At 34.3% G+C, this 12004-nt stretch carries 8 protein-coding genes and 1 tRNA gene; 1 reads left to right on the top strand and 8 read right to left on the bottom strand.

Annotated features, from left to right (window positions below; genetic code table 11):
• The 8 genes from AC8GF4_RS07005 to AC8GF4_RS06970 all read right to left on the bottom strand — a co-directional run.
• A partial coding sequence (locus AC8GF4_RS07005) for a cadherin-like domain-containing protein (protein ID WP_506593532.1) occupies window positions 1-4399 on the bottom strand: 4399 nt, incomplete at its 3' end.
• 406 nt (window positions 4400-4805) lie between these two features.
• Complete coding sequence (locus AC8GF4_RS07000; protein ID WP_506593531.1) at window positions 4806-5147, bottom strand: hypothetical protein; 342 nt, start codon at window positions 5145-5147, stop codon at window positions 4806-4808.
• A 224-nt stretch (window positions 5148-5371) separates the two neighbouring features.
• A tRNA-Ser gene (locus AC8GF4_RS06995) sits at window positions 5372-5458 on the bottom strand.
• A 62-nt stretch (window positions 5459-5520) separates the two neighbouring features.
• Window positions 5521-6543 (bottom strand): asparaginase, encoded by a 1023-nt coding sequence (locus tag AC8GF4_RS06990; protein WP_506593530.1) that lies wholly within the window; start codon window positions 6541-6543, stop codon window positions 5521-5523.
• Window positions 6533-7669, bottom strand: coding sequence for a 1-acyl-sn-glycerol-3-phosphate acyltransferase (locus AC8GF4_RS06985; RefSeq protein WP_506593529.1), 1137 nt, complete (start codon window positions 7667-7669; stop codon window positions 6533-6535). The genes AC8GF4_RS06990 and AC8GF4_RS06985 overlap by 11 nt, the downstream gene beginning before the upstream one ends.
• A gap of 63 nt (window positions 7670-7732) precedes the next feature.
• Window positions 7733-8512, bottom strand: coding sequence for a TatD family hydrolase (locus AC8GF4_RS06980; RefSeq protein WP_506593528.1), 780 nt, complete (start codon window positions 8510-8512; stop codon window positions 7733-7735).
• Window positions 8513-8698: 186 nt separating this feature from the next.
• On the bottom strand, window positions 8699-9424 hold the full coding sequence (locus AC8GF4_RS06975; RefSeq protein ID WP_506593527.1) for a tetratricopeptide repeat protein: 726 nt from the start codon (window positions 9422-9424) through the stop codon (window positions 8699-8701).
• Between the two features lie 2 nt (window positions 9425-9426).
• Complete coding sequence (locus AC8GF4_RS06970) at window positions 9427-10011, bottom strand: RNA polymerase sigma factor (RefSeq protein WP_506593526.1); 585 nt, start codon at window positions 10009-10011, stop codon at window positions 9427-9429.
• Between the two features lie 806 nt (window positions 10012-10817).
• Here AC8GF4_RS06970 and AC8GF4_RS06965 point away from each other — a divergent pair.
• Window positions 10818-11804 (top strand): hypothetical protein, encoded by a 987-nt coding sequence (locus tag AC8GF4_RS06965; RefSeq protein WP_506593525.1) that lies wholly within the window; start codon window positions 10818-10820, stop codon window positions 11802-11804.
• The last annotated feature ends 200 nt before the right edge of the window (window positions 11805-12004 follow it).

Raw genomic sequence — 12004 nt, 5'->3', positions numbered from 1 at the left:
CTGTATTTCCTAAACGAATTGCTGTTACTGTTTTGGTAGCTCCTGTATCAACATCGGTATCATTACCCAAAACACCATTAGCAACTACGGTTAAAGTAGCATCTTCGTTTACACTGCCTGCATCGTTTACAGCTATTGGGGCATCGTTTGTCCCTGTAATTGTAATATCGATTATGGCAATATCGGTAGCAATAGTACCATCAGACATCGTATAATTGAAGTAATCGTGAGCAGTAGCTCCTGCTGCCAATGCTTGCGCATTATCCGCTACATACGTATAACTTCCATCAGCATTTAAAGTAAGTGAACCATATGTTCCTACTAGTACTGAACCAAGGGTTCCTGCTGTACCTGAACCTTCTGTATTTCCTAAACGAACTGCTGTTACTGTTTTGGTAGCTCCTGTATCAACATCGGTATCATTACCCAAAACACCATTAGCAACAACAGTTAAAGTAGCATCTTCGTTTACACTGCCTGCATCGTTTACAGCTATTGGAGCGTCGTTCACTGGAGTTACAACAAAAGTAATAAGTGCCGTATCACATAATGGCACTGGAGATGTTGGATCACATAAATTATAAGTTAATGTTGCCGTACCATTATAATTATTTGATGGATCAAAAGTAACAATTCCTGTAGCTGGGTCTAAAGTCCAAACTCCTGTAGCATTTGTTACCGTTGGTTGAATTCCTCCAGTTGTTGTATCCAAATCAACCGTAAATCTACCAACAGCATTGAATGGGGCAGTAGGATTACCATCACCATCTGTATCATTAGAAATTATATTTACCGTACCATTAGCCCCATCTTCGGCCAGTGGAGATGCACTTCTATCATCATCATTAGCAGCTGGTGTATCATTTACCGAAGTTACAACAAAAGTAATAGTTGCTGAAGTAGTAGTACAAACACCTGTTGGATCGCATAAATTGTATGGTAGTGTAGCTGTTCCATTATAATTATTCGCTGGATTAAATGTTACAATTCCTGTTGCAATATCCAAAGTCCAATCTCCTGTTGAATTATTAACTATTGTTTGAATTCCAGCCACACTTGTATTTAAATCTACAGTGAACTGACCTAATACATTCACTGGTGCTGTTGGATTACCGTCGAGATCGGTGTCATTTGCAAGAATTGAAACCGTTCCATTCGCTCCATCTTCTGTTAAAGGAAAAGCACTTCTATCATCATGGTTGGCAATTGGAGGTGAATTTAAAATAGTTAAATTAGCTGCACTACTTGCTAAACCACAAACATAATTACTTTGAGAAACCAAAACTCTATAATCATAATTTTTCATAGCTAAAGAAACCCCTGTCAATGTTAAACTATTAGTTTGAGAGCCAGAATAAATTCCACCTTCAACAACTGAAGACCAAGTAGCACCGTTATCTGTGCTTTGTTGCCATTGAAATAGTGTAGTAGCCGATCCGCCTGAAGCTGTAACAGAAAACATTACTGATCCGCCAACAATTGTAGATTGATTAGTTGGATTTGAAACCGTACTCAAAACCCCCAATGAGACAGCACCTGCATAGGTCCCAGAATAGCCTGCTGTAACTACTATACCTGATGCATCAACCGTAGGAATACCCGAGCCGTATTGACCATTATCGGTACCTGATTGATTTCCATCGGCATTAATTAATCCATAATATTCATTCGCGTCAGAGCAACCATCATTATCTGAATCTAAGTCTAAATTATTTGGAATTCCATCACCATCAGTATCGGTAGAAATACACATATTGAAATTATCAAAATGACCATAATTGTCTACATAAGCTCTAACTTTGTATGAACCTGGTGCAATTGAAAAATTAGTGATCTCTGTTTTAAACCAAGTTTCTTTTGAGGTAGCAATTGTAAAATTAACAACATTTCCACTAGCAATTATAACATTTGAAGCATTTACAATTTCAATTTTTCCCGACCAACCTGCATAACCACCATCTATGCGATTGCCTAAATACAAGGAAGTATTCAATACTCCTTGTTGAGTTACTACAAAAGGTTTTTCAGTAAATGATGAAGCCGATGCAATATCAATATATTGTACACCGTCAGAAGCAGCTATTGCTCCTTGAGCATAAGCAGCTCCATTAACTCTTATTATATTAAAAGATGCAGTAGGCACATTTGTCCAACCATTCAAAGTAGAACCAGATTGTATGTTATTTCCATTAACAGTTGAAACAATTGGTGTTTCAAAACTTTCAGATTCAGTATAAAAGCATAAACCTTCAACTGTATCCAAAATTCCATCATTGTCATCATCTAAATCAACTGTATCGAGAACACGATCGACATCATTGTCACCTGGTATTTTAGGAAAAACAATTACTGTTTGTGTATTATTAGCTGTAATAGGATCTCCTAAATCATTTGAAGTAATTGTTGCAGTATTCGAATATAGACCTGTAGCCAAAACAGTAGCGGTAATAGTCATACTAACTGTAGTTCCATTTGTTAAAGCTCCAATAGTCCATTCCCCAGTTCCTGAGTTAAATGTTCCTACTGAAGGTGTTGCTACCCCAAAAGTATAACCCGTTGGCAATACATCGGTAGCTATTACACCAGTTGTATCAAAACTACCTTTATTTTTAACGGTTACCGTGAAAGTGATCACATCACCAACATTAGGACTCAATGAGCTAACTGTTTTAGTAACTTCCAAATCGGTTTGACAAATAGAAGCATTTAAATTTACAGCAATTCCAACTATTGAACCTACATTACCACTGGTTGCACCATTGGCTAAAAATTCTGTCATTGAACTAGAACTTGTTCTTCCGTTTGTTCCTCCAAGAATTGTTTTGGTAGATGTGTCTGTAATTGCATTAACAGAAATGACTCCTCCTCCACCTCCACCACCGGGACCTTCCGATTCGGTATTAGTAATTAATTGATTCCCACCTTTTCCACCATTAGAATTTATAACTATAGTATTGGCGATTGTATTGGCTTGAACCAAAACGGTTCCACCACCACCACCTCCTCCTGGGGCATCATTATGACTAGGTACTGTATTAAACCCATTTTGACCATTGGATTGGATTGTTCCCGTTCCAGATATAGCATTGGCAACCACTAGAAAAACAACACCACCTCCATCACCACCATCAGCATTGGCCGTATTATTTCCATCACCAGCTCCACCTCCTCCTCCAAAGAAAATTTGGCTCTGCATTCCAGTAGAAACAATAGGTCTACCACCTAATCCACCAACTGCATCTCTTCTATCACCACCCCAACCTATCACTTGGTCAGTAACAGGAACACCTGCCGAAATAAAACCAGCAGGATAAGATGGACCCGTAGTACAAGCATTTTGATCACTATTAGCAAAAGAATATCCTCCACTACCTCCTCCTGAAGAATTGGTCAATGCATTTCCGTTTGCTATATAATTAGGATCTAACACCCAAGCACCTGGAGTACCACAAGTACCGCCAAAATCATTCATTACACCTGCTCCTCTATACCAGTTGGCAAGAATACCACCGTTGGCACCACCACCACCACCTGAATTATGAGAGTTTCCACCACCACCACCATTAGCAGCTGCACCTCTACCATATCTACCATTTATAATATCATAATCGGTACGATAACCTGCTATACTTTCTCCTTTTTCGGCGGAAAAATTTGAATTATTAGTTACAAAGTCCGTATAAAAAGCAGTCCCTGCTCCAGCTGTATTATTCTCTATAGTACCTCCTCTGAAACCTGCATCATTGGCATTGATTGATCCATTGTTCATCACATTATTAGCTAATACACCAATAAATCCTCCTCTTCTTCTTTCTAAAGACGACTCATCAACTCCACCAAAACTTAATGCTCCCCATGGAACCGCAACTACTGTAGCCCCTGAATTTACTGTCAAAGTTGAATATTGTGGAATCCTGATAACTTGTACATAGCGAGCAGCAAAATACGATAATTTTACAGCACAGTTTAAAGTAATGGTATTTCCAGAAACACTTTCTACATAGGCCAACTCATAACTACCCGCACCATTATAATTGTCAACTGAACCATAATTCATCGTATTAGTTACATTAATAATAGCTCCCTGCGCCTGATAAATCATTATCAAGTCACCTTTTGACAAAGCATTTGAAGTAAATCCAGTTGCACTTGTAGAATAACCAAGTGGTAAATATCCTATTCCATCTCTATTAAGATCATTAATATCTGTAACTGTTACAGAAGTAGCGCCAACTGCAACATCTACCAATACTCTAGAATAACGATTCAATACCGTATTCGAAGTTGTAACGGTTAAAGATCCATCTTTACCAGACTGAGAAAAAGAAAAAGAAGTAAGCAGCAAAAATAAGAGTACAGAAAAAATTGCTTTTTTCTTAAAAAAAGTAGTTTTATGCATAGGTTGTGGTATTTAAACTTAAGGGCCAAAAAAAAATTAAATCAAACTTTTATTTAATTTTAAACTCATTTTTATATTAGAACAATCAATTAAAAAAAAAATTTTTACGAGTGCGAAAATACTAAAAAATAACTAGTTACGAATATCGCACCGTTAAAAAGCTTCTTTTTTCCGTAAAAAACCAAATGTCGTTTTTTATGTAAGTTTTTTTTTAAATAATTACATAAAAATTGAAAGAGTTTTATATTTTTATGAAAATAAAATTATTACTAAAATCTAAATAATTTTCTATTAACTATTGATTTTAAATTAAAAAAACTGAATTTAAGAAGTTTAAAAATATAGTAATTGTAATTGCAAAAGATTAAAAGAACACCTAAATTTTGGCGTTTAAAAGAAAATCAATCTAAGATATGTTTTTATAAAAAACTACAAATTGTTTGTAATACTGTACAAACATTATACTGTCAAAATTTGTATCAAGAACATCGGCTTCTTTAAGAATGCCAACAATTTCATTATTACAAATTGTATTTGAAGTTTTGCTAATAATTAAAACATCATTTTCTTTTGTAACTTCGGAATTTATCAAATCCGTAAAAAAAAATGGAGATTTTAAAAAACCATAAGTCTTTTTTTCATCATTAACCTTCTTATCAACAGACTGAGCATTTGAGGTAGTAAAGAAAAGTAAAAACAACACAAAAGTAATAGGATTTGCAACCCTTAGTAAAGTAGTTTTGAACATGTTCTTTATCAGTTAAGTTAAATTTGTTTTTAGAATAACAAACATAACATAAAATTTATATAAAAATAGTTATAACTACAATAATATCGATGAAATACACGACCAAGTAATTTTAAAGGCTATTTATATTACAAATAAATATGAAAAAGGATATTAAATAAAAAAACAAACACAAAAAAAAAACCGTAAAACCTTTATTTGTTTGGTTTTACGGTTATAGCTTGCAGAGAGGAAGGGATTCGAACCCTCGATACAGTTACCCATATACTAGCTTTCCAGGCTAGCTCCTTCAACCACTCGGACACCTCTCTATTTTATTTTGGTGTGCAAAGAACACTAAAAAAAATGAATTTTGAAAGTAAAAAAAACAATATTATTGCATTTCTCCTCTTAATGAAGTTTCGAAAATATTTTTAAAGTCAGCATGAGTGCAATTTTGACTTAATAAGTACATTAATTTCGTAATAGCAGCTTCTGTTGTGATGTCTTTTCCAGATATAATGCCTAGATTTTTCATAGTTGTACTGGTTTCATAATGGCCCATACTTACACTACCTATAGAACATTGTGTAACATTTACAATGTACAGTCCTCTAGCAATTGCTTTTTGTAGTAATAATAAAAACCATTCTTCTGTTGGCGCGTTACCCGCTCCGTAGGTTTCCAATACTATCCCTTTGAGGCTCTTTATATTCAAAATAGCCGAAAGAACATTTTCATTTATACCTGGAAACATTTTTATAATAGCAACATTATTGTCTAATTGAGTATGAACTTTTAAAGGAACTGAATTTTTTAAAGGCAAAAACAAGTCCGAATTCACTTTTAGATGTACACCAGACTCTACCAAAAAAGGGTAATTGGGAGAAACAAATGCTTTAAAATGTTCTGCATTAATCTTGGTAGTTCTATTCCCTCTATACAATTTGTATTCAAAATAAAGACAAACTTCACTTAGCAATGGTCTGCCATTTTCTTGTAAAGAAGCAATTTGAATCGCTGTAATTAAGTTTTCTTTTGCATCCGTCCTTAAATCTCCTATAGGCAATTGCGAACCCGTAAAAATAACGGGTTTAGAAAGATTTCCGAGCATAAAACTCAAAGCAGAAGCAGAATATGACATGGTATCCGAACCATGAAGCACTACAAAACCGTCAAAATCAGTATAATTTCGCTCAATAGTTCGAGCTATTTCAGCCCAATGTTCGGGATTCATATTCGAAGAATCGATAGGATTTTCGAAAGAGAAAGTTTCTATCTCACAATCCAATAATTTTAGCTCGGGAATATTATGAAGAAGTTTGCTGAAATTGAAAGCCTTGAGAGCACCAGTTTCAAAATCCTTTAGCATACCAATGGTTCCACCAGTATAAATCAAAAGAATTTTAGACAACATTTGTGTATTTTAATTTATTAACAACAGGGTTTGCATACATTGCCAAGAAACCTTGTTTGGCCACTGGATGTTCATGATCAATACGCATTTCTAAGCGACGTTCAAAAAGCAATTTTTCATTTTCTGTATACAAATGTGCAAATTTATTGGTTTCGTTCACTATATCAAAAGCAATATAATTAGTAGTCCACAATTTATAACTACTTAAAATAGAATCGTCAATTACTTGCGCCAAGGCTTGAACTTGTTTATTTGTGGTATCAACATTTAATTTAATATCATCTATTTCTGTATCCAATATATCGCCTATATGGATGTGTATTCGTTTCTTTTGGCCAATTATACCACTTAATAATGTTTTAAAATCTTCATTTTTTTCTTTAATATAGATTTCATTGTTTGCTTCAGCTAATAATTGAGGCATCTTCAATGCATCAGTAGGGTCATACTCATAAGAAATAGAAACAGGAACTATTTTAATCTTCTTAAAATAATCCATCAAATTAGCCTCATCAGATCCCATTCCAATCATTTTCAAAACTCCTGGATTGGTAGCATCATTACCGTCTTTGGTTCGACCTTCGCGTTGGGCTATCCAAACCGAACGATTTTGATGCAACATCAGCTCAGCCATATATTCTGAAAGCAATTTTGAACTCAAAAGTAATTCTCTTGGAGACAATCCACGCTGCACCAAAAAATTTCTATTGAGTTTGGCTAAAATTTTTAGAAATGATTTTTTTACCAAATTATCACCAATCGCCGATGAAGTCATATCCAATCCATGTTCAAACAAAGAAGAATTTAACAATGTAGTATCCAAAACGATATCACGGTGATTTGAAATATAAAGATATGCGGTGTTTTTTTCTAACTTTTCAAATCCCGATGTGGTTAAGCCTTCCGAACTTTTTTCCAACACTTGTTGCACTCCATGATAAATAAAGTTGCATTGAAAATCACGAATAGAATGTGTTTTTCGAAGCTGTTCTTTCCAAACTTCATCTTCTTGTCCAGGAAAACAAAAATTCATTAAAGCTTTCATCATCGGATGATCAATAACTTTTGTTATTCCTTCATTTATTTCAGAGTCATAAAAAGACCGAATCGAGTCAAATTTATTCATTATGTTTTTCAATTTAGTTGGACAAAAGAACAAAAAAAATATTAAAGTTAACAAAAATAGACTTTAAATACCGAATATTTCTACAGAATTTTCAGTTGTTATACTTGCAATCTCATGAGAAGAAAGGCAGTAAATTTGAGCTAATTTATCAACAACATTAATTAAGTAACTGCTTTCGTTGCGTTTGCCACGATACGGAATTGGAGCCAAATAAGGGGAGTCTGTTTCCAGAACTATGTGTTTTAAATCTATTTGTGCTAGAAATTGATCTATTTTACCGTTTTTAAAAGTAACTACTCCGCCTATTCCCAGCTTCATATTATACGATATTGCTTGTAATGCTTGTTCGTAAGTACCCGAAAAACAATGAAAAATTCCAAATAAATCAGGCGATTTCTCTTCTTCTAGAATTTCGAATATCTCATCGAATGCTTCACGACAATGAATCACAATGGGAAGTTTATACTGTTTGGCAAGTTGAATCTGTTTTCTAAAAGCAATTTGCTGTTGTGGTAAATGCGTTTTATCCCAATACAAATCAATCCCGATTTCACCAATAGCAACAAACTTTCTTTTGGCCAATTCAGTTTCAACATGGTGTAATTCTTCTAGATAATTATCTTTTACATAAGTAGGATGCAAACCCATCATTAAGAACACATTTTCGGGGTAATTTTGCTCCAATTCATACATGGATTGCGTACAAGAAGAATCAATAGCAGGCACAAAAAAGCGGGTCACACCATTGTTAATAGCACGTTGCATCATGTCATTTCTATCCAAATCAAATTCTTCTGAATATAAATGGGTGTGCGTATCGGTAAGTATCGTTTTTGTTTCCAAGTCTGTTTTTTTAAGGCCACAAAATTACTCGAAAATATGGGCTTTACCAAAAAAGGGATTACACAAAGAACGCCATTACATTATAACACAAAAAAACAGACACAGATTGCACAAATTTACACAAATGAATCTGTGCTAATTTGTGCAATCTGTGTCTAATTTTCTTTGCAAGAAGACTCAATCAAGTTAATCCAACTCTTCCAATAAAGCATCCACTTCGTCATTCCCCTCATAATCCTCAGGTATTGTCAACAACAATTCCTTACACGATTTAAAGTCCTTCTGTTTAAGTTTACTCAAAGCCAAACTCCAAATCGCTTTGTTTTTATAAATAGAATTTCCAGTTTCCAAAGCTGTAAATACCGTTTCGGCCTCTTGTAATTTATTTTCTTCCAACAACGAAACACCATAAAAATACTGAATCTCGGCACTTTGATCTGTTTTCAAAATAGTTTCAAAAAGCGGAATTGCCGTTTTATACTGTTTAGCATTAAAAGCGTCTTGAGCCAATTTTAAATTTTCATTCGCTTCTCCCCTTTCTGTAAAAAAAGCAGTTTCTGGCTGATTGTACTCCTCAAAAGTAGGATTGGATTTTTGGTCCAAAAATAGAATGCCAAACAAAACAGCCACCGACGCCGCCACTGCATATTGCCATGGCTTGAATGCAATCACTTTGGTTTTTGACTTTTTAAAATGTTTTTTTGATATCCCTTTCAAATTGTCTTTAAAAGATTCTAATTCATCGGCTTGACCAAATTTATACTCCAAATGAAGATTCAAATCCTTGAAAGTTTCAAAGGCAGATGCCATTTCGGGATCCGATTTCAGTTGTTCCTCAAAAATCAATTTATCTTCATCCGTCATTTCGCCTTGAAGATATTGATCAAATGCTAAAAAGTGTTCTTCGTTCATGGCTAGGTATTTTTTAAAGATTTAAAGCGATTGGTTTCTTGAATCCACTGTGTCAATTGACCAATGCAAAGTGATTTTTTCTTTCGAACATAACCATACGTTACCAGTAATTTTTCGGCTACTTCTTCCATCGATTTGAGCGTAAAACTCAGTTTCAAAAGCTCTTTGCATTTGTCGCCTAGTTTTTCAAACATCAAATCATACAGTTGTTGCTTTTCATCAAATAGTTCTGTTTGCAAAACCATTTCATCTGCGGATTCTTTTATAGATGCCATATCATCCTTTATTGTTACCCCTTTATTTGATGTTTTTTTCAACTCATTGAGCCACTTTCTTTTACACAACAAAAAAAAGTACGCATCAAAAGGACAAGTCAGTTGCAATTGCTTTGCTTTTGCTTGATTAAAAAGTAGAATCATCACTTCCTGAATCACGTCTTGCGCTTGATCTTCATCACCCGAATTGTTCCTTATATAATGGACCACTTTCGGCACAAACTTTTTATAAATCAAAGAAATAATCGCCGAATCATTATTCGCCAATCCTTCAATATACATTTGATCGGGGTGAACAGTAGTTGGAGCCATAAAAAACTTTTTACCGAAAATACTAAAAAAAGACCAAACACCATGACATATCCTTTTTTATGAATACCAATAATCATCTGGGCGTAACCCCATTATAAAAAGAGGCCAGCTTTACTTTGCGCATATTCGGCCTCTTCTCATAATGCGGTCGGGCTATCTGGGCTACTTCGGTAGCTTCCGTCTATCCCTTACGCGCATCACGTAAAGCCACATATTTAGTTTTAAAAAAAACTTTCACAACAACAAAAAGCAATTTGTATCAATTCCTGATTTCCTGCAAGGTCTTATTTGGACCTTGTAGGTATAAATCAAACCACTAATAAAACAAACAAGATAAAAATCAAAACATATCAAAATCAGGAAAACAATAAATAACGAAACACAAATACCTACAAGGTTCGAAAAAAAACCTTGCAGGATGCATAATCAAAAGAGTCAATCAAAAAAAAAAAAAATCAATCAGGGGTAACAAATCGAAACTAAAGTTGATATAACATTATAAATCAATAATTGAAACTTTTTAAAACTTTTAGATTATGGAAAATTTAAAAAAAATAGGAATCACTTTTATCAATAGAATTTGGACATTAATTACCCGATGAAAAAAAAATGAAAAAAAACAGGGTAACAAATCAAAACTAAAGTTGATATAAGAATGAATTTAGAATTAAAAAAGAATTTTCAAAAACAAGGGTAACAATATCAAACCCTAATTGATATAAACAAAAGAAACAAATATTTAACAACCAGAATCTGAAACAACCTCTTGAACTTTTTCAAGACAGATTCAAAAAAAACTAGAAATCATGAACACAAATTTAAGAACATTAGCAATTTTATTTTTAGGAGTACTTTCAATGACTAGCTGTACAAATGACGACACTCCAGAAAACGAAACAATTTTTAGACCAAGTACAGGAGAATGGTATGCTTTAAGAAACGAAGCCATAACCAAACAAACACAAAATTTTACCATAACAGAAGCTTCTGGAACAGTAACCCTAACCTCTGCAAAAGGTGTTAAAATAATGATTAACAGAGACAACCTTAGAAAAAACGGAATAGCAGTAACTGGCCCAATAAAAATTGAATATATAGAATTATTCGACAAAGGAACGATGTTAGCAACCAACAAACCAACCATGGGATTAATGGCAAATGGAGATAAAAGTTTACTAATATCTGGAGGAGAATTCTACATCAAAGCTACACAGGATGGTGTTGCATTAGAAACAATAGCCAACATGACCCTTCTTGTCCCAACAAACTTAACCGGCGGATTAGAAAATGACATGAAACTTTGGTTAGGAAATACCGAAGACAAAGACAACTTAGTTTGGAGAGAAGTAGGTGATGCAGCTGGTACAAACGGTGGAAAAGGCGGCGTACAAGGCGAAGGAAACAATTATTACGTATCTTTTGGAAACTTTGGATGGACCAACGTAGATAAATTTTACAGCGACCCAAGACCAAGAACCACCATTCTAGCCGATGCTCCTGATGGATATGACAACACAAACAGCGCCATTTACTTATCGTATGACGGTGAAGGGCAAAATGCGCTGGCCAAACTAGACACTTATACTGCCGCAGGATTATTTAGCGAACACTACGGTCAAATTCCAATTGGACTAGCTTGTCACGTGATTTTTGCTACCGAAGACAACGGACAATGGAGATGGGCTATCAAAGCCGTAACTGTAGCCGCAAATGATGTATACACATTCACTCTTGCCGAAACAACTGTAGGTACTGAAGCTCAATTAATAGCTGCAATCAATGCTATTCAATAAGTTACAATTAAATAAATAAGAAAAAGTGGTGATTTGCTCACCACTTTTTTTTACATTTAAAAATAATTTGAGATTAATATCCATTAGATGCCAAGATTCTAAGTTAAAGAAAATCAGCCTAAATCCCTTTTAATAAACTGTAGTTGCCAATTCATTGTTTATGGGATAATTATTTAGTTATTTTTTAATTGTTTACATAA

Source organism: Flavobacterium rarum (SeqCode), from assembly GCF_965234445.1.
Classification (GTDB): Bacteria; Bacteroidota; Bacteroidia; order Flavobacteriales; family Flavobacteriaceae; genus Flavobacterium; species Flavobacterium rarum.
This window is presented reverse-complemented; position numbering and strand designations above follow the sequence as displayed.